At 65.0% G+C, this 18,845-nt stretch carries 15 protein-coding genes; 7 read left to right on the top strand and 8 right to left on the bottom strand.

Going from position 1 to position 18,845, the window contains the following annotated elements:
- Positions 1–19: 19 nt before the first annotated feature.
- Positions 20–1,912, bottom strand: a complete 1,893-nt coding sequence (locus JQ635_RS30300; protein ID WP_211413462.1) for a M3 family oligoendopeptidase — start codon at positions 1,910–1,912, stop codon at positions 20–22.
- A 127-nt stretch (positions 1,913–2,039) separates the two neighbouring features.
- On the opposite strand from JQ635_RS30300, the gene JQ635_RS30295 reads away from it, so the two are divergent.
- The 3 genes from JQ635_RS30295 (at position 2,040) to JQ635_RS30285 (ending at position 7,973) form a co-directional block, all read left to right on the top strand.
- Positions 2,040–3,536 (top strand): sigma-54-dependent transcriptional regulator, encoded by a 1,497-nt coding sequence (locus JQ635_RS30295; protein WP_211413461.1) that lies wholly within the window; start codon positions 2,040–2,042, stop codon positions 3,534–3,536.
- A 349-nt stretch (positions 3,537–3,885) separates the two neighbouring features.
- A complete protein-coding gene (locus JQ635_RS30290) occupies positions 3,886–6,078 on the top strand; it encodes a L,D-transpeptidase family protein (protein ID WP_211413460.1) in 2,193 nt (730 codons plus the stop codon).
- A gap of 272 nt (positions 6,079–6,350) precedes the next feature.
- Positions 6,351–7,973 carry a DUF882 domain-containing protein gene (locus JQ635_RS30285; RefSeq protein ID WP_211413459.1) on the top strand — a complete coding sequence of 541 codons (1,623 nt, stop codon included), beginning with the start codon at positions 6,351–6,353 and terminating at the stop codon, positions 7,971–7,973.
- A 123-nt stretch (positions 7,974–8,096) separates the two neighbouring features.
- On the opposite strand, the gene JQ635_RS30280 is transcribed toward JQ635_RS30285, so the two are convergent.
- The 4 genes from JQ635_RS30280 to JQ635_RS30265 form a co-directional block, all read right to left on the bottom strand.
- Positions 8,097–8,531 (bottom strand): DUF1801 domain-containing protein, encoded by a 435-nt coding sequence (locus JQ635_RS30280; RefSeq protein ID WP_211413458.1) that lies wholly within the window; start codon positions 8,529–8,531, stop codon positions 8,097–8,099.
- Positions 8,532–8,578: 47 nt separating this feature from the next.
- Complete coding sequence (locus JQ635_RS30275; RefSeq protein WP_211413457.1) at positions 8,579–10,345, bottom strand: adenylate/guanylate cyclase domain-containing protein; 1,767 nt, start codon at positions 10,343–10,345, stop codon at positions 8,579–8,581.
- A gap of 117 nt (positions 10,346–10,462) precedes the next feature.
- The gene (locus JQ635_RS30270) at positions 10,463–10,735 is read right to left on the bottom strand and encodes a DUF2312 domain-containing protein (RefSeq protein ID WP_097659825.1); all 273 of its coding nucleotides are present in this window, start codon (positions 10,733–10,735) and stop codon (positions 10,463–10,465) included.
- 198 nt (positions 10,736–10,933) lie between these two features.
- Positions 10,934–11,239: a DUF1244 domain-containing protein gene (locus JQ635_RS30265; protein WP_183244176.1), complete on the bottom strand. Its 306-nt coding sequence runs from the start codon at positions 11,237–11,239 to the stop codon at positions 10,934–10,936.
- 167 nt (positions 11,240–11,406) lie between these two features.
- Between JQ635_RS30265 and JQ635_RS30260 the strand changes: the two genes are divergently transcribed.
- The gene (locus JQ635_RS30260; protein WP_211413456.1) at positions 11,407–11,988 is read left to right on the top strand and encodes a DUF1036 domain-containing protein; all 582 of its coding nucleotides are present in this window, start codon (positions 11,407–11,409) and stop codon (positions 11,986–11,988) included.
- The gene (gene pyk / locus JQ635_RS30255) at positions 11,985–13,421 is read left to right on the top strand and encodes a pyruvate kinase (protein ID WP_211413455.1); all 1,437 of its coding nucleotides are present in this window, start codon (positions 11,985–11,987) and stop codon (positions 13,419–13,421) included. The genes JQ635_RS30260 and pyk overlap by 4 nt, the downstream gene beginning before the upstream one ends.
- Positions 13,422–13,571: 150 nt before the next feature.
- On the opposite strand, the gene JQ635_RS30250 is transcribed toward pyk, so the two are convergent.
- Positions 13,572–14,252 (bottom strand): TetR/AcrR family transcriptional regulator, encoded by a 681-nt coding sequence (locus tag JQ635_RS30250; RefSeq protein ID WP_063694085.1) that lies wholly within the window; start codon positions 14,250–14,252, stop codon positions 13,572–13,574.
- 325 nt (positions 14,253–14,577) lie between these two features.
- Between JQ635_RS30250 and JQ635_RS30245 the strand changes: the two genes are divergently transcribed.
- Positions 14,578–15,561, top strand: a complete 984-nt coding sequence (locus tag JQ635_RS30245) for a phosphatase PAP2 family protein (RefSeq protein ID WP_211413454.1) — start codon at positions 14,578–14,580, stop codon at positions 15,559–15,561.
- 290 nt (positions 15,562–15,851) lie between these two features.
- Here JQ635_RS30245 and JQ635_RS30240 read toward each other — a convergent pair whose 3' ends face one another.
- Positions 15,852–16,016 (bottom strand): Flp family type IVb pilin, encoded by a 165-nt coding sequence (locus JQ635_RS30240; RefSeq protein WP_018641576.1) that lies wholly within the window; start codon positions 16,014–16,016, stop codon positions 15,852–15,854.
- A 290-nt stretch (positions 16,017–16,306) separates the two neighbouring features.
- On the opposite strand from JQ635_RS30240, the gene JQ635_RS30235 reads away from it, so the two are divergent.
- On the top strand, positions 16,307–17,797 hold the full coding sequence (locus JQ635_RS30235) for a hypothetical protein (RefSeq protein WP_211413453.1): 1,491 nt from the start codon (positions 16,307–16,309) through the stop codon (positions 17,795–17,797).
- 99 nt (positions 17,798–17,896) lie between these two features.
- Here JQ635_RS30235 and JQ635_RS30230 read toward each other — a convergent pair whose 3' ends face one another.
- A complete protein-coding gene (locus JQ635_RS30230) occupies positions 17,897–18,826 on the bottom strand; it encodes a hypothetical protein (RefSeq protein WP_211413452.1) in 930 nt (309 codons plus the stop codon).
- Positions 18,827–18,845 lie beyond the last annotated feature (19 nt).

The following is an 18,845-nucleotide window of genomic DNA, read 5'->3' as shown; positions in this document are numbered from 1 at the left end:
TTACGAGACGCCTGCCGCCTCAGACCATTGCCTCCAGCTCGTCGATCATCCCGGCGATGACCGAGAGACCGCCGTCCCAGAACTTGGGATCCTTGGCATCTAACCCGAACGGCCGCAGCAGCTCGGAATAGTGCTTGGTTCCGCCGGCGGCGAGCATGTCGAGATAGCGCTCGGCAAAGCCTTCCGCCGCGTTCTCGTAGACGGCGTAGAGCGAGTTCACGAGGCAATCGCCGAAGGCGTAGGCGTAGACGTAGAACGGCGAATGGATGAAGTGCGGGATGTACATCCAGTAGTTCTCGTAGCCGGCCTTGATCTCGATCGCGGGCCCCAGGCTCTCGCCCTGCACCGACAGCCAGATCTCGCCGAGCCGCGTCGCGGTGAGCTCGCCATTCTTGCGCTCGGTATGGACCGCGCGCTCGAACGAATAGAACGCGATCTGCCGCACCACGGTGTTGATCATGTCCTCGACCTTGCCGGCGAGCAGCGCCTGGCGCTGCTTCGGGCTCTTGGTCTGCGCGAGCAGCCGCTGGAAGGTCAGCATCTCGCCGAACACGCTCGCGGTCTCCGCCAGCGTCAGCGGCGTCGGCGCCATCAGCGCGCCGTTCTTCGCCGCCAGCACCTGGTGCACGCCATGGCCGAGTTCATGGGCGAGCGTCATCACGTCGCGCGGCTTGCCCTGGTAGTTCATCAGCACGTAAGGGTGCGCCGACGGCGTGGTCGGATGCGAGAATGCGCCCGGCACCTTGCCCGGACGCACCGGCGCATCGATCCAGCGATCGGTGAAGAAGCGCTCGGCGATGTCGGCCATTTTCGGCGAGAAGCCACGATAGGCCGTCAGCACCATGTTGCGCGCATCGGGCCAGCCGATGATGTCGGTCGCCGCAAACGGCAGCCGCGCATTGCGATCCCAATAGGCCAGCCGCTTCTTGCCGAACCACTTCGCCTTCAGCGCGTAATAGCGATGCGACAGCTTCGGATAGGCGGCGCGCACGGATGCGACCAGCGCATCCACGACCTCGCGCTCGACGCGATTGTTCAGATGGCGGGAATCCGCGACGTCCTTGAAACCGCGCCAGCGGTCGGAGATGTCCTTGTCCTTGGCAAGCGTGTTGGTGATCAGCGCGAAGGTGCGCTCATTGGCCTTGAAGGTTTTTGCCAGCGCTTCGGCCGCTGCCTTGCGCTTGGCACCGTCGCGGTCCTGCAAAAGATTCAGCGTCGGCTCGATCGCGAGCTCCTTGGCCCCGACCTTGAAGCGCAAGCCCGAGATGGTCTGGTCGAACAGGCGATTGAAGGCGGAATAGCCCGTCTGCGCTTTCTCCAGGAAGAGCTGCTCGAGCTTGTCGTCGAGCTGGTACGGCTTCTCCTTGCGCAGATCCTCGATCCACGGACGGTAATACGCCAGCTCCGGAGCCTGCATCGCGCGGGTCAAAATATCGTCATCGATACGGTTGAGCTCGAGCGCAAAGAACAGAAGATGGGTGGACGCCGCCGTCAGGCGTTCGGACACATCGCCGTAAAACTTTGAAATCTTGGGATCAACGCTGTCGCCGGCATGGACGAGACCGGCATAGGAGCCGAGACGGCCGGCGAGATCGTCGATCGCCTCATAGCGTCGCACGGCCTCCGCGAGCCATTTTCCGCCATCTTCGTTTGCTGTCCCTGTCGCGAGCTTGCCCTTGTAGTCGGTCTCGAACGCGACGCAATCGGCATCCATCTTCTCGAGATCGCGCGCCACTTCCGGCGCATCGATCCCGGAATAGAGATCGGCGAGGTTCCACTCCGGAAGCTTGCCGGTCTTGCTCGCAGCTCTGGAGGGCTTTGCCTTGGCGGCGGATTTCTTGACGACGGATGTCTTGGTGGCAGGCTTGCGGAGGGCAGACTTTTTGAGAGCAGGCTTGGAGCGCGAATTCATTGTGTGGGAAACCTGTGTTCAACAATCGCGACGGCGGGCGGGGGCATCAAGGTTTAAGAGTGCGTTAATCGGCTTCGGCCAGAGTGCCCCGATTCGAGACAGATAGTTGTAGCGTGCGGGGAACACCATGGCTGCCAGTATTTTGATCGTCGACGACGACGCAGTAGCCCGCCGGCTGGTCGAGAACATGGTGCAGAAATGCGGCTATGACACGATCGTCGTGGAGTCCGGCGACGCCGCGATCGCCGCCCTCACCGCCCCCGACGCGCCTGCCATCGACGGCGTCATCCTCGATCTCGTGATGCCCGGCCTCGATGGCATGGGCGTGCTGGCGAAAATCCGCGAAGCGGGCCTCTCCGTACCCGTCATCGTGCAGACCGCCCATGGCGGCATCGACAATGTGATCTCGGCGATGCGCGCGGGCGCCGCCGATTTCGTGGTCAAGCCGGTCGGCATGGAGCGGCTCCAGGTCAGCTTGCGCAATGCGCTCAACACCTCTGCGCTCAAAGGCGAATTGCAGCGCATCCGTCACAGCCGCGAAGGACGGCTGACCTTCTCCGACATCATCACCCGCGCCGAGGCGATGGCACCCGTCATGCGCGCCGCGCAGAAGGCGGCGAATTCCTCTATCCCCGTGCTGATCGAAGGCGAGTCCGGCGTCGGCAAGGAGATGTTCGCGCGCGCCATCCACGGCAGCGGCGAGCGCAAGGCAAAGCCCTTCGTCGCGGTCAATTGCGGCGCGATCCCCGACAACCTCGTCGAGTCCATCCTGTTCGGCCACGAGAAGGGCGCCTTCACCGGCGCCACCGAACGCCACACCGGCAAGTTCGTCGAGGCCCATGGCGGCACGCTGTTCCTGGACGAGGTCAGCGAGCTGCCGCTGACCGCGCAGGTCAAGCTGCTGCGCGCGCTGCAGGAAGGCGCGGTCGAGGCGGTCGGCGGCCGCAAGCCCGTCAAGGTCGACGTCCGCATCGTCTCCGCAACCAACCGCAAGCTGCTGGAGCGGGTGAAGCAGGGCCACTTCCGCGAAGACCTGTTCTATCGCCTGCACGTGCTGCCGCTGACGATCCCCTCGCTGCGCGCCCGGCGCGAGGACATTCCGCATCTGCTCCGGCACTTCCTGGCGCGCTTTGCCGCCGAGGAGAACCGCTCCATCACCGGCATCAGCGGCGAGGCCGTGGCGCATCTCGCCCAGCTCGACTGGCCCGGCAACATCCGCCAGCTCGAGAACGCGGTCTACCGCGCCGTGGTGATGAGCGACGGCGACCAGCTCGGCCTTGCCGACTTTCCCCTGCTTACCGCCCAGCCGCATCCCGCGACGGAAATTCCGACCGCACCGCTGATGCTGGAGCCGATCGCAGCGCCTTCGCTGGTGTCGGGTAGTGACATACCAATCGCACCGCTGCCCCTGGCGGGAAGCCTGTCGATGCTGACCCCGACCGGGGATGTCCGCCCGCTGGAGGACATGGAGAACGAGATCATCCGTTTCGCGATCTCGCATTATCGCGGACAGATGTCGGAAGTCGCCCGCCGCCTCAAAATCGGCCGGTCGACCCTCTACCGGAAACTCGACGAAGCCGGGGTTCCCGGCCATGGCGGGAAAAGCGGCGAGGAGACGCACTGAGCCTCATGCGAACGGAGGTTCGCGCGAGACTTGGAAGCGACCGTAAGCCGTTCGCATGACGGCAAAATTCGACTGCGACTTGAACCGTGACTTGGAAGTGACAGACAGAGGGAAAAGCGCGTGCTGCAAGCGCACAATCCGTTGCCAAGAGGCTCCCTTGAAGTCAGTTTGTCGTGAGTTGTCCCGGGTAGCGCTGGCTGCAAAATCGGGGCCTGTATATCGTCTGGCGTAGGGAATCGTTGCGTGCAGGCGTGCGACTTTCGAGAGGCCGGCGCGATTTAGCCGAAGCTCAATTAGGCGATAACGAAGCTGTTCCACGAGGGACAGTTCACCCGAGGGGTGTGACACAATGCGTGACTGTTTGAACCACCGTGCAGGCTTTGACCGTGTCTTGATGACGGTCGCGGCAACCTTCCTCACGGTGTCCGCCGGCTCGGCGCTGGCGCAGGATCAGGCGCGCAGCAGCGCTGCCGAGCTCGCGATCGAAGCCGCGATCCCGCGCCCCGAGCCCGCCAACGTTCCGCCCCCGACCGCTTCCGACATCAAGCTCGACACCACCGCCACGGTGCAGGATCCGGCAAAGGAAACGACCAAGGAGCCCGTCAAGGCGGACGCAGCGCCCGCGCCGGACAAGGTCGAGACCAAGCCGTCAGACGTCGCCACCACGCCCGCGCCCGAGGCGCCGAAGAGCGAGACGGCGAAGACCGAACCTGCAAAGACCGAACCCGCCAAGGCTGACACCGCGACCGCCCCGCCGTCCGCGCCCGCGGCGCCTGCCGCTGCTGCGGCTCCGGCCGCCGAGCCGGTCAAGGCTGCCAGCAACGTTCCCGCCGCCGACCAGCCGGTCGCGGACAAGCTCAAGGACATCATCGGCGCCAAGACCTCGCGCCATTTCGACCGCAAGAACGAGCGCGCGGCGATCGAGAAGTTTTATGGCACCCGCGACTTCGCGCCGGTGTGGACGCAGGGCGGCAGCCTGACTGCTGCGGCCAAGGGCGTGATCGCGCGGCTCAAGGATGCCGCCTCCGACGGTCTCAATCCCGCCGACTATCCGGTGCCGGATTTCGCCGCCGCCACGACGCCCGACGCGCTCGCCGACGCCGAGCTGAAGCTGACCGCCAGCATGTTCGACTATGCGCGCCAGGCGCAGAGCGGCCGCATGCACTGGTCGCAGGTCAGCGCCGACATCCTCTATCCCGAGCATCCGGTCGATCCGAGCGAGGTGCTCGCCAAGGTCACGACCGCGACGGATGCCTCCGCGGCGCTCGACAGCTACAATCCGCCGCAGAAGCTCTACAAGGAGCTGAAGGCCAAGCTCGCGGAGCTCCGCGGCCAGGGCAGCGGCCCGGTGATCGAGATCGCCGACGGTCCGGCGCTGAAATACACGCCCGCCGGCAAAAAGCAGGCTGAGATCGTCGTCGAAGATCCGCGCGTGCCGCAGCTGCGCGCCAAGCTCGGCATCACCGAGAACGCCAGCGACACCCGCTACGACGCTGCGGTCGCCGAGGCCGTGCGCAAATTCCAGAACGGCGCCGAGATGAAGGCGACCGGCATCCTCGACGACAAGACCGTCAAGGCGATCAACACGCCGAAGCGTGACAGGCAGATCGACACCGTGCTGGTGAACATGGAGCGCTGGCGCTGGCTGCCGCGCGACCTCGGCGTGCCCGCGCTGGGCGATGCCTATGTCATCCTCAACATTCCCGACTACACGCTGAAGGTGATGCAGCGCGGCCAGCAGGTCTGGACCACCCGCGTCGTCACCGGCAAGCCGGGCCAGCACGCCACCCCGCTGCTGACCGAGACGATGAAGTACATCACGGTCAATCCGACCTGGAACGTGCCGCCGTCGATCGTCTACAACGAATATCTGCCGGCGCTTCAGCAGGACCCGACCGTGCTCCAGCGCATGGGCCTGAAGCTCGAGCAGAACCGCGACGGCTCGGTGCACATCTCGCAGCCGCCCGGCGAAGCCAACGCGCTCGGCCGCATCCGCTTCAACTTCCCGAACAAGTTCCTGGTCTATCAGCACGACACGCCGGACAAGAACCTGTTCGCCAGGGAAGATCGCGCGTTCAGCCATGGCTGCATGCGCGTGCAGAACCCGGATCAGTACGCCTCCGTGCTGCTCAACATCGCCATGCCGAACGAGAAGTACACGCCCGAGCGCGTGCGCAGCATGTACGGCAAGAGCGAGATCGACCTGAAATTCCCCACCCCGATCCCGGTCAACATCACCTACCAGACCGCGTTCGTGGACGATGCCGGCAAGCTGCAATTCCGCAAGGACGTCTATGGCCGCGACGCGACCATGCTCAACATCCTGAAGAACGGCCGCGGCAAGGACCTCGAGAACGTCGTCGCCCACTCCCAGCCGAGCTATTCGCGCCCGGCCACGACGCTGCCCTCGGGCGTGGCGGTGGCCAACAATGGCGGCGGCTTCGGCTCTTCGGGTCCGAACTTCTTCGAGCGGCTGTTCGGGGCGCCGACCCCGCCGCCGGCTCCGGTCGGCCGCCGGCCGCAGCGGGTGTTTACCCGCTGAGGCCCGCCCGGCGTCTCATCTCCTGAAATTCTGCAATGAAATCAGCGCCCCCGTCGCTAGGATGGGGGCGCTTAACGTTAACCATCCTCCAACCCGCCCTCCGGCAGCGGGCGTTTTTTTGCCACAGTCAACGGTTTAGGATCGTATCCTGACTTGGTTTGGGGGCGGGAAGGTCAACCTCAAATTAACCTTCTCGCTTTAAGAAAGCGTTCACCCTCTTTCGCGCGCTAACGGGGTTGGCGGGAGAGTCCATTTGAACGCTCGTCGACTGGGTGGGCTCATACGTGCTGACTGGTCTTGCACGCCAATTTGCTGTGCTGTCGTTGTCCCATGCGGGAGTGAAGGTCGGATCCAGGATCGGCCTCGCTTCCGTATTGCTGCTGGCTGCCGCAGGTTCAGTCCATAACGCCGCCGCGCTGAACGAGACCAAGACCCTCTCCTTCCACCACACCCATTCCGGCGAAGACCTCACCGTCACCTTCAAGCGCGACGGGCGCTATGACGAAGCCGCGCTGAAGCAACTCAACCACTTCCTGCGCGACTGGCGCACCCAGGACGAGACGGTCATGGACCGTCACCTCTTCGACATCCTCTGGGAAGTCTATCGCGACGTCGACGGCAAGCAGCCGATCCAGATCATCTCCTCCTATCGCTCCCCCGCCACCAACGCCATGCTCCGCCGCCGCTCCTCCGGTGTGGCACGCTTCAGCCAGCACATGCTGGGCCATGCGATGGACTTCTACATTCCGGGCGTGGCGCTGGAGCAGATCCGCTTCGCCGGCCTGCGCCTGCAGCGCGGCGGCGTCGGCTTCTATCCGACCTCGGGCTCGCCCTTCGTGCACCTGGATACCGGCAGCATCCGGCACTGGCCGCGCATGACGCATGACCAGCTCGCCCGCGTCTTCCCGGACGGGAAGACGGTGCATCTGCCGACCGACGGCACGCCGCTGAAGGGCTATGAGCTGGCCAAAGCCGAGATCGAGCGCCGCGGCAGCGGCGATGACGGCGCCAGCAAGCCGAACTTCTTTGCCGCCCTGTTCAAGAGCAAGTCAGCGCCGACAGCCGCCAGCAGCGACGAGGATGACGAGGGCGCGCCGGCCCCGGCCGCGAAGTCGTCCACGCCGACCGTGGTCGCCGCCGCAGCCAAGCCGGCCGATCCGGTGCCGACGCCGCGCGCCAAGCCGCAGATCGCAGCCACCCTCCAGCTCGCCTCGGCCGATGCGCAGCTCGTCGCGCCGCCCAAGCCGAAGCCCGCGCCCGTGGCTGACAAGCCTGCCGCGAAATCTGCCGAGGCCAAGCCGGAGACCCCGGCCGACATCATCAATGCCCGCGGCTTCTGGGATACCCCCGCCACGCCGCAGCAGGCGACGCCGGCGCAGGTCGCGGCGCTGAAGGCCCGCCAGGCGCTTGCCTCAGCGACCGATCCGCAACCGACCGCGAGCGTGTCCAGCGCAACTCTTCAGGCGCTGGCCTACGCGCCTGCCGCCTCCCCGGTCGACCGCACCAATGTCGTCGCCGCCTCCGCGCCGATCCCGCGCTCTGCCCGTCCCGGCGCCCGCGGCGTAGCAGCCGCCACCGAGATCAACAGCGTGGTCGGCAAGAGCGTCGACGGCATGGTCGCGACCGCAACCCGCCTGTCCGCGGCCAAGAGCGAGAGCATCTGGCTCAAGATCGTGATGCTGTCGCCGAGCGCCAGCCGTGCGATGTCGGTCACGCTGATGGGCGAGCTCGATACGGCGGCGCTGCGCGGCTATTTCGTCAAGCCGCAGACGGTGATCGCGATGAGCTTCACCGACGATCCGATGCGGGGCCTGTCCTGCGACAGTTTCTCGGGCAGCGCGACGGCGAAGCTCGAGACGACGTCCTTCGTCATGCGCACGGCGGCGCTGCGCTGAGACTGGTAGCCCTCCTTCTAACCACGATCTCAGCCTCGTAACCCGGATGAGCGCAGCGACATCCGGGAAAGTGGCGCGCGCTGAGACATCCCGGATATCGCTTCGCTCATCCGGGCTACAGGTTCACTGCTTCGATTTCGCTTTCCCGCCCCGCTGGTCCAGATGATAGGTCAGCGCCAGCGACAGACAGACCGTGAGCTCCCGCTTCGGCAATTTGCCCGCCACCGGCAGCAGCAACGCCCTGGTCTGCCGATACTCGAATTGATCTGGAAAGCGCTCGCGAAAGGTGTCGACCAGCGTCGTCCTGCAGTTGAACAGAATGGCGGCGTGATCGGAATCCTTCAGGCGGCCAAGCCTGATCGTTGAGCCGCTGCCCGTCTCTTCGGTCAGATAGGCGGGCTCGCCCCATTTCAGGGTTTCGCTGAGCCGGCCGACCTCCTCATGCGCCGCGGCGGTCGCAAAGATCAGATCGCGCACCTGAAGGAGCCGCTTGCGCATCGGTGCCGGAAAGGCGTCGAAGGCCCGGCTCACCTCGCGCGGCAATGTCGGCTCGGTCACAGTCTCACTCTCGATGCATCGGCAATCGGTCTCCGCTATGCGCCAGATCAAGCCGGCAGGCCTGCCCGGAGAAGGCCTGCCTCATAGCGCTGACGATCGACGTCCCGCTTATAATGCTGGGTCGAAAGATGATTGGCCACCGAAAATGCCGGCTCGCGCTTGAGCACTTCGGCCGCGTGCGCGCCGGCAGCCACTGCATTGCCCATCTGCGCGAAGATCCCGGCAAGGAATGCATGATGGGTGTGATCGGGGCGTGATATCCTCGAGAAGGCTTCAGCGGCTTCGGCGTATTTCTCGGCACAGTAATAGGCGCGCCCGAGATGGCTCCAGAATCGTTCCGGATGATACGGGTTGAGCCGCATCGCCTTCTTGATCCAGTCGATGCCCTCCTCCGGCCTCCCCAGCCAGGTCAGCAATTCGCCCTGCTGCACCACCACGAGGTCATAGTTCGGGTTGAGCGCGAGCGCACGCTCCTGATGGTAGGTGGCCTTGTCATGGTCGTCGCGATTGAGATTGAGTGCCGCGAGGATGCGGTGGACGTCGCTGTCATTGTCGTCGAGGCCCAGCGCGGTTTCCAGCTCTGAAGCCACCTGCTGGAAGGTGGCGTCGCGATCAGCGCACCAGTTATAGACCCAAGTCTGGCCCAGGACGCACGCCTTCCACGCATGCGCGTGAGCATAGTTCGCGTCGAGTTCGAGCGCCCGATCGAGCAGGAGTTGCGCCCGCGCATTGTCTTCGCGATTGGAGCGATGGTGCAAGATCTTCGCGGCCAGCACGCATTCATAGGCCGCCATGTTGTCCGTCGGCTTGCGGTTCGCCCGATCGTGCGTCGCCGCCTCGACGCGGCCGGGCAACGTGGCGGCAATCGCCCGGGTCATCTCGTCCTGGATGGCGAAGATGTCCTTGAGCTCGCCGTCATAGCGCTCGGCCCAAATATGCCGATCCGTCTCCGCATCGATCAGCTGGACGGTGACGCGGACGCGATCCCCGGCCTTTCGCACGCTTCCCTCGATGACGTAGTCGACACCGAATTCGCGGCCGACGTCCTGCACCTTGACGGACTTTCCCTTGTAAACGAAGGCCGAGTTGCGCGAGATCACCAGCAGGTCGTGGAAGCGTGAAAGCTCCGTAATGATGTCCTCGGTCAAACCGTCCGCAAAGAACTCCTGTTCCGGATCGCCGCTCATGTTGGCGAAGGGCAGCACGGCGATTGACGGCTTCTTCGACTTGCCAGTCGCCTTTGCACCGGCCGTCGTGCCGGCCGGCGCGCTTGCCGGCCCATCTTCCAATCGAATCCGGTAGACGCGGATGGAACGCGCGATGTTCTTGACGCTCTGCTCGCCGATGTCTTCGAATGCGACGCCCTCGAGACGCTGGCCCAGTTGGTCACGCACCGCGCTGGAGATGCAGATGCCTCCTGGCTCGGCCAGTGCCTCCAACCGTGCCGCGACGTTGACACCGTCGCCGAAAATGTCGTTCTGATCGACGATCACGTCGCCCAGGTTGATTCCGATGCGGAATTGTATCCATCGCGGCGGCGGGACATCGGCGTTGCGACGCCCCATCCGGCTCTGAATTTCGGCAGCGCACAGCACTGCGTCGACGACGCTATGAAATTCGACGAGCATGCCGTCGCCCGTCGTCTTGATGATGCGGCCGTGATTCTTGGCAATCGCCGGATCGATGAGCTCGATCCGGTGGGTCTTGAGGCGCGCAAGCGTGCCACCCTCGTCGACCTCCATCAGCCGACTAAAGCCGACCATGTCAGCCGCGAGGACCGCGGCGAGCCTGCGCTCTGGTCCAGGCACATCCATAGCTCGGTCCCTTCGCCGAGCATTCTAGCAGACGAGCGGATTTTGCCCAAGCGCAGGCCGTCCGCAAATTGCGGCCCGACGAGCTACTCTTACGGGTGAGGCGCGGTCCTGTCGCCTTCAGAGCATCCCCAGCGCCTGCATGTAGGTCTCGAGAATGGTCTCGGCCTCGGCGCGCTCGTTCGGGTCCTGCTTGCGCAGGCGCACGATGGTGCGCAGCGCCTTGACGTCATAGCCGTTGCCCTTGCTCTCGGCATAGACGTCACGGATGTCGTCGGAGATCGCCTTCTTCTCTTCCTCCAGCCGCTCGATGCGCTCGATGATGGACTTGAGCTGGTCCTTGGCAAATTTCGTCGCGGGCTCGTCGTCGCGGACGGCGGCGGTGGTGGCCATCTTGGTACTCCAAATGGAACTGGCAAAACGAGGTGACGCCGGCATCCCTCACCGCGCGTGCTGGATAGACCCTTAAGCGTTAGCGCCCCCCGCGTTCAAGCAAGCATCGCGCTCGTCCACAGCGCGCCCACACCTTCCTGCGGGGGTGCAAAGAAAGCTGTTGTGTGATGCGACTCAGGCGATGCGTGCCGGGGCCGTTCAGTGCCCGTGGGGATGGACCTTCTTCATCGCCTCGAGCTGCTCCGGCGTGGCCGTGCCCTGGTACTTCGCCTTCCAGGTCTCGTAAGGCATGCCGTAGACGGCCTCCCGGCTCTCGTCCTTGCTCAAGGCGACGCCCTGGGCGTCCGCAGCGTCCTTCAGCCAGTTGGACAGGCAGTTGCGGCAGAAGCCGGCCAGATTCATCAGGTCGATGTTCTGGACGTCCGTCCGGCTCCGCAGATGATCGACCAAGCGCCGGAAAGCGGCCGCCTCGAGCTCCGTTCTGGTTTTGTCGTCGATTGCCATAGCTGGATCCCTCGGCTGGCCCTTAGACATCGTCACCCTTACGGGATCAGGTGGGGTCCTGTCACAGATTTTGCCATATCGCGGTGCAAACGGGCCAAAGCCCGGCTTTAGGGCAGTTCCCCGGCCCTACGCCAAATCGTCAATGATCTGGTATAGCTTCCGCAACAATGATTGCCGAATCTCCCCGCCTCCCCCTTCGCCTGCTCGCCCGGTTGGTCCCGGTGCTGGCGGTCGCCCTGCTGTGCCTCTGGAGCAGCCCGGCCTCCGCCGATTTCCGCCTCTGCAACAACACCTCGAGCCGGGTCGGCATTGCGCTCGGCTACAAGGACGCCGAGGGCTGGACCACGGAGGGCTGGTGGAACATCTCGTCCCGCTCCTGCGAGACGCTGCTGCGGGGCACGCTGGTCGCCCGCTATTACTACATCTACGCCATCGACTATGACCGCGGCGGCGAATGGTCGGGCCAGGCCTTCATGTGCTCGCGCGACAAGGAGTTCACCATCCGCGGCACCGAGGACTGCCTGGCACGCGGCTATGACCGCACCGGCTATTTCGAGGTCGATACCGGCGAGCAGCGCGCCTGGACGGTGCAGCTGACCGACGCCAACGAACAGCCGGCGCAGCAGCGCGTGCCTGGCCTGCCCGGACCGGTTGGCCCGGGCGGCGTTCCGGGTTTGCCCAATGGCCCGCCCGGTGCTACGCCCCCGGGCTCGCCCGGCCTGCCACCCCCTTCCGGAAATAAGCCATGAGGCGTCTTCGCCGTATCAAGATTCTCGCGACCCTGGGACCCGCCTCTTCAGACCTCGCGATGATCCGCCGCCTGTTCGAGGCCGGCGCCGACCTGTTCCGCATCAACATGAGCCACACCCCGCATGACAAGATGCGGGAGCTGGTGGCGACGATCCGCAATGTCGAGAGCAGCTACGGCCGGCCGATCGGCATCCTGGTCGACCTCCAGGGCCCCAAGCTCCGGCTCGGCGCCTTCGCGGAAGGCGCGGTCCAGCTTCAGAACGGGCAGACCTTTACCCTCGATTCCGACAAGGCGCCCGGCGATGCCACGCGCGTCCACCTCCCGCATCCAGAGATTCTGGCTGCGCTCCGGCCCGGCCATGCGCTGCTGCTCGACGACGGCAAGGTCCGGCTGATCGCGGAGGAGACCTCCAAGGAGCACGCGGTGACGCGCGTCGTGGTCGGCGGCCGCATGTCCGACCGCAAGGGCGTCAGCCTGCCCGACACCGACCTGGCGGTCTCGGCGATGACGGCGAAGGACCGCGCCGACCTCGAGGCGGCCCTCGTCACCGGCGTCGACTGGATCGCGCTGTCCTTCGTGCAGCGCGCCGACGACGTGATCGAGGCCAAGAAGATGATCCGCGGCCGCGCCGCCGTGATGGCGAAGATCGAGAAGCCGCAGGCGATCGATCGCCTCGCCGACATCATCGAGGCCTCCGACGCGCTGATGGTGGCGCGCGGCGACCTCGGCGTCGAGCTGCCGCTGGAGCGCGTGCCGAGCCTGCAGAAGCAGATGACGCGGATGGCGCGCCGCGCCGGCAAGCCGGTGGTGATCGCGACCCAGATGCTGGAATCGATGATCCAGTCGCCGGTGCCGACGCGCGCCGAGGTCTCCGACGTCGCCACCGCCGTCTATGAAGGCGCCGACGCCATCATGCTGTCGGCGGAATCGGCGGCCGGCAAATTCCCGGTCGAGGCGGTCTCGACCATGAACCGCATCGGCGAGGAGGTCGAGCGCGACCCGACCTATCGCTCGGTGATCACGGCGCAACGGCCGGACCCGGAATCGACAGTAGGCGATGCGATCGCGGACGCCGCGCGCGTGATCGCCGAGACGCTCGACCTGCCTGCCCTGATCTGCTGGACCAGCTCGGGCTCCACCGCCGTGCGCGTGGCGCGCGAGCGGCCGAAGCCGCCGGTGGTGGCGATCACGCCGAACATCACCGCCGGCCGCCGGCTCGCCGTCGTCTGGGGCGTGCATTGCGTGGTGGCGGAAGACGCGCGCGACCAGGACGACATGGTGAACCGCGCCGGCCAGATCGCCTTCCGGGACGGTTTCGTCCGCGCCGGCCAGCGCGTGATCATCGTCGCCGGCGTGCCGCTCGGCATCCCCGGCACCACCAACATGGTGCGCATCGCCTCGGTCGGCCCCGAGGGCGACGCGAACATCTAGGTCCGCCAAAGCGGCCAAACAAAAAAGTCGGAAAACAACCCCATGCACAGTAGCCGGCCGGCCCGGCGGACTTGCAGGCGTTTCACGAAAAGGCACGCTCAGGCAATGGCCTGAGCACGATCAGCGCGCGACCTCTGTCGCGGCGCGATTTTACGCCCCAACCAGCGCTTTCGTCGTCGGCAGCAGCGTCTGCTGGACCACGAGGCCACGGGCGCGGGCGTCCATGACGCCGACGGCGCGCAGCGCCAGCAGCGTCACGGTCTGCACCGCATCGCGCATCTTGACGGGATCTTCGAGATTGTCGGGCGCGAGCGGCCCGACGAGCGCCTCATGCAGCGCCCCCAGCAGCGCAGTGGCGGCAAGGGCGGTATCCTGCGCCGGCAAATGACCGGCACGTACGGCCGCGTCGATCCGGCTGGCGATCTCGCCGGCGATCTCGCGCCGGCTGGCGAGGCGCGAGGCGCTGACGTCGACATCGACCGGCTCGGCCAGGATGCCCCAAGCCAGCCGCCGCTGCGACAGGGTATGGACCGCCACCGTGGTGACCGCCGCGGCCAGCGCTGAGGACGGGCCTGGCGCGGCATCGGCCGCCCGGCGGATCGCCGCGAGCTCGTCACGGGAGACCTCGGCGATCAGTTCGGAGATCAGCTCAGCCTTGGAGGGGAAGTAACGGTAGACCGTGCCGGCCGCGACATTGGCCCGGACCGCGACCGGCGCGATCTGCACCGCCGCCATCCCGCCTTCCGCCGCCGCCTCCCGCGCCGCCGCCAGTATCGCACTGCGCCGGGCCGCAAGGCGCTTAACCACTTGATGCGTCCGCCGATAAACCATGGCGCGCTTCCTGTCCCACACACGCCGTCCGCACGCCCCGCGGCCGAACGCTTCGTCACGCAATTCGCTGCAAATCGCCCCGCAAGGACTGAACAACTATTCAGGAAGGAACACAAGATGCATTTGCGTCAAGCGACACGCCAAAGCCGCGGGCGACAACTGCGCGAAGTGCGAGAGCCGGTTGATAGACGGCTAACCACGATTGTTACCTCCATCTTAAAGCAGGTCCGCGACCTTACCGCGGACTGCGATGCTAAAGTTTACGCATGATCTTTTCGGAAAACCGCTTCGCACTTTTCCGGATCATGCTTTCGCTCGGTGCAGCATGCTCGATTCGGACGCCCGAACCGCCTGGCGGCTCTTCAACCTGAACTGGCTTCCCATCGTTGCCATGGGCAGCCTGCTGGCGATTGGCCTCCCCGCAACTGGTCTGAGCCTCGAGCCCGTCGCCTACAGCATCACGGTGGCCATCGCGGCCATCCTGGTCGGCGTCGCCTGTGGCCACCGCATCGCCAAGGGCGAGCTTGCCGATCCGAAGCTGGTGTTCTCGCTTGGCACGATCGGACAGGTCATTCTCACCTGCGCCATCGTCGGACCGCTGAGCTATGTCGCGGGCAAGCTGAACTGGCCGCTCCAGGACGAGGCGCTGCTGGCGATCGACCGCGCGCTCGGCCTCGATCCCGAACCGATCGCGCGCTTCATCAACGACCATCCGTGGCTGGCGGACGTCCTGGCCCGCGGCTACGGGCTGATCAAATGGCCGCTGCTCGGCGTTCCCGTCGTGCTGACGCTGACGGCACGTTATGTGCGGTTGCAGGTGTTCATGCTCGCGATGAGCCTCGCGCTCGCGATCACCATTGCGATCTCCGCAATGGTGCCGGCGATCGGCACCTATTACGGGCTGCAATTACCGGCCGCGCATTTCCCCGAGATCAACACCGCAGTCTATGCCGGTCAGCTGCGCGACATCCTCGCACTGCGCGACGGCAGCCTGCACGAGTTGCGGCTGTTCTTCCTCTCCGGCATCGTCTCGTTTCCGAGCTTTCACGCCGCCTCCGCCGTGCTCTACATGTGGGCGCTGTGGCCGGTGCGCGGCATCGGCGGCATCGCGGCGGCTCTCAACCTGCTGATGATCGCGGCGACGCCGGCGATCGGCGCGCATTACCTCATCGACGTCGCCGGCGGCATCGCCCTCGCCGCAGCGTCGATCTGGGTGACGAAGTCTTGCGTTGAACGGCTCGGCCGCACGACGCCTGCGTCCGCCGCACCCGCGCTACCGCCGGTCTGGCAGCCCAGCCTCGCGGAATAGCAGGGCACTCGTCGCCGTCACAAGCACGCTGCCGTAGGGTAGGCAAAGGCGCACAGCGCCGTGCCCACCATCTCTCCGCAACCGAGATCGAAGTGCTGCGCTCGCAATGATGTTGTGGGCGCGACGTGCCCTATCATCTGCAGTTGGTGGGCACGCTGCGCTTTGCCCACCCTACGATTTCCGCGATTGACGCGGCTGCTACGGACTCTCGCTCTGAAGGATGAGCGGCCGCCCAAAAGAAAAGAGCCCCGTCGAAGACGAGGCTCTCAGAATTCCCAGGTCGTTCGGCCTTACTTGAGGCTGGACGAGATCGAGCCGAACTTGGTGTTCAGCGTGCTGCCGAGGTTGTTGACGACGGTGATGATCGCCAGCGCGATGCCGGCGGCGATCAGGCCGTATTCGATCGCGGTGGCGCCGGATTCATCCTTCACGAAACGCGCAACGAGGTTCTTCATAGAGTGCTCCCAAAAAAGTACACAAGGCTACAAGTGGTCTGGTCTCTTCGGCTTCCCAGCGCCGCCCGACCATGGAACCGAACCTAGAGGCAAAGAATTGCGCCGCAGTTAATCCGACTGCGGAAACAAACAGCGGTTTGCGAGTATTCGCCGATGGTAAATCGAAATTGAAAACAATCCGTTAAATTGTAACGGCGTCACACAGCCGACGCGGTTTACCCGAAGTTATGACCGCCGTGCTCCAATGCCGCTCGCCAATCCGACAAAAACAAGCAGGACGACGAGGCGGCATGTCCCTTTCCTTCGTGAACAGCTTCGCGGTGCAGAACCGCGCGCGTGCGCTGGTGCCGCTCTGCGTCGGAGCGGGCGCCTATCTCTTCTTCCTCTGTGTCGGCGATACGCTGCTTCAGGACTCCGACTCGTTCTGGCAGATCAAGATCGGGCAATGGATCCTCGATCACCACGCCCTCCCCTACACCGACTTCTATTCGTTCACGCGGCACGGGGCGCCCTGGGTTTCGACCTCATGGCTGTCACAGGTCGCGTTCGCGCTCTCCTATACGCAATGGGGCTGGGCCGGCCCGGTGATCCTCACTGCGGTCGCGGTCGCATTGTCGGCAGCGATCCTCGTCTATCTGCTCGACGCGCATCTGGAGATGCCGCGCTCGGTGCTGTTCGCGATGCTGGCGGTCGTGCTGTCGCTGCATCACATCCTGGCGCGGCCGCACATGCTGGCGCTGCCCGTGATGATCGCATGGGTCGGCATGCTGATGGCGGCAGCCGATCGCAAGGGCACGCCATCATGGTACTGGCTGCCGCTGATGTCGCTGTGGGCGAGCCTGCATGGCGGCTTCGTGCTGGGGCTTGCGCTGATCGGGCCAATGTCGTTCGTGGCGCTCTGGGGCATTGAGTCCAATAAGCAGGTCCGGCGGCTGCTGCGCTGGTTCCTGTTCGGCGTTGCGGCCCTCGCCGCGAGCTGCGTCACGCCCTATGGCTGGCGCACGTTGCTGGGTGCGACCAACATCCTCAATCTCGGCGAACTGTTGACGGTCATTTCCGAATGGTCGCCGGCCAACTTCGCAACCTTCACCGCGTTCGAAGGCGCGCTGCTCGGCCTGATCGCGCTCGGGCTCTATCGCGGCCTGACGCTGTCGCCGCCGCGCATCCTGCTCATCCTGCTGCTGACCTGGATGGCGCTCAGCCATGTCCGGAGCATCGAGGCCTTTGCCTTCCTGGTCCCGCTGGTGCTGGCCAAGCCGCTCGGCGAGAAATCGTCCCTGCAGCAAGCCGATGCGCAGGCAGGCGAGAGCTGGCCTGCCCGGTACGTAACGGCAACCGGCGCGTTGATGATCGTGGCCGCGAGCTGGACTTCGACCTCGATCTTCATGTCGCATCACCGCTTCAACTTCACGATGGACCAGACACCGGTTGCGGCGACTGATCTGCTCGAAAAGCGTGGGGCGCAGCGCATCTTCAACGCCTACAGGTTCGGCGGTTATCTGATCGGGCGCGACATCCCGGTCTTCGTCGACGGCCGTGCCGAGCTCTATGGCGAGAAGTTCGTGATGGACTTCTTCAAGGCGACCGAGGGCAAAAAACCCGAGCTCCTGCCCCGCCTGCTCGAGGAGTACAAGATCGACGCGACGCTGCTCGCCGCCGATGCGCCGGGCCCCCAGATCCTCGATCACCTCAAGGGCTGGAAGCGGATCTATGCGGACAATATCGCGGTGGTCCATGTAAGGGACGATGCGGACGGCGCGGCTGCGGCGGCCCCGAAATAAGGACATTTCTTCAGGCGAACGACCGCTGGAATCCCCTTCGGCTGGCGGAGTTGCCTCGCGGACTCTCCGATCACGGCAGCGCCGTCCGATTTCCTTCGCCTAGTATTTCGACCAATGCGTCAACTTCATCTTGTCGCTGGAGTAAAAAAACGTGCTCTCCAGGTGATCCATCCCCCGGTTCTTCACGACCATCGTCACGTTGAAATCGCAACGCCGATCATTCAAGCTGCGAGCCAGCGTAAAGCAGTGCTGGTCGACGATCTGCTTTTCGGGCCCATCGATGTTTGCAGCCGCCAGGATCGCGGTGCGCCCGTGCGTACGATCGAACTTCACGCATCGGTACTCATCCTCGTCGAATCTAAAGCAGGCCGTCCCTCCTGCCGTCCGGATTTTCTGACCGACCTGTGCTTCGCGACCCAGTCCTTGCGTCAGATGCCAGGCGACCACCTCGATCGCGTCATCGTCCGGCACTTTCCTGGACTCCCCGGCAAGCCGCGGCCGGCTGGCCGATCCAAGTCCGAATGTCGAGCCGAGCTGAACGAGCCTCGCCTCGCCCTCCTTCATTTTTCTCGCGGCTTCTCCCAGGATGTCCGCCGAGGATGAGGAGCACAAATCGTTTGCGGTCCGAATCAGCTTGTCGGCTTCTGAAAAGCCCACGTTGAGGGGATCTACCCCGCGATCCTTCACCGCGATCCACGTGTCGCCACGATAGACCGAGAGGTAGTTGGCGCTGGCCCATTGTCGGGCGATACCGTTCAGGGCAACAAATTCGCCGCCGGCCTCCGCGATTCCCAGGAACGGATAATCCGCGGCGCAGATGACATTGCCACGCACGCGAATGTCCCTAAAGAGGCCTTGCTCGACTCGAATCGCGGTGACCCGAAGAGGTGCCGCAGGCGAGGCTTGCTTCTCACTTCCTTCGACCGGCTGCGAGGGCTCCGTCCTCGACGCCGAGGGAGCGATCGATGGAGCCGAGGGCGCGTTATCATTCGCCGAGGCGCCAGAATGATCGATGGCGTAGCGGATCAATCCTGTCGCGACCAGGACG

The sequence above is a fragment of the Bradyrhizobium iriomotense genome, from assembly GCF_018130765.1.
Classification (GTDB): Bacteria; Pseudomonadota; Alphaproteobacteria; order Rhizobiales; family Xanthobacteraceae; genus Bradyrhizobium; species Bradyrhizobium iriomotense_A.
Note: the sequence above shows the minus strand (reverse complement) of the source record. Positions and strands in the feature narration are given on the sequence as shown.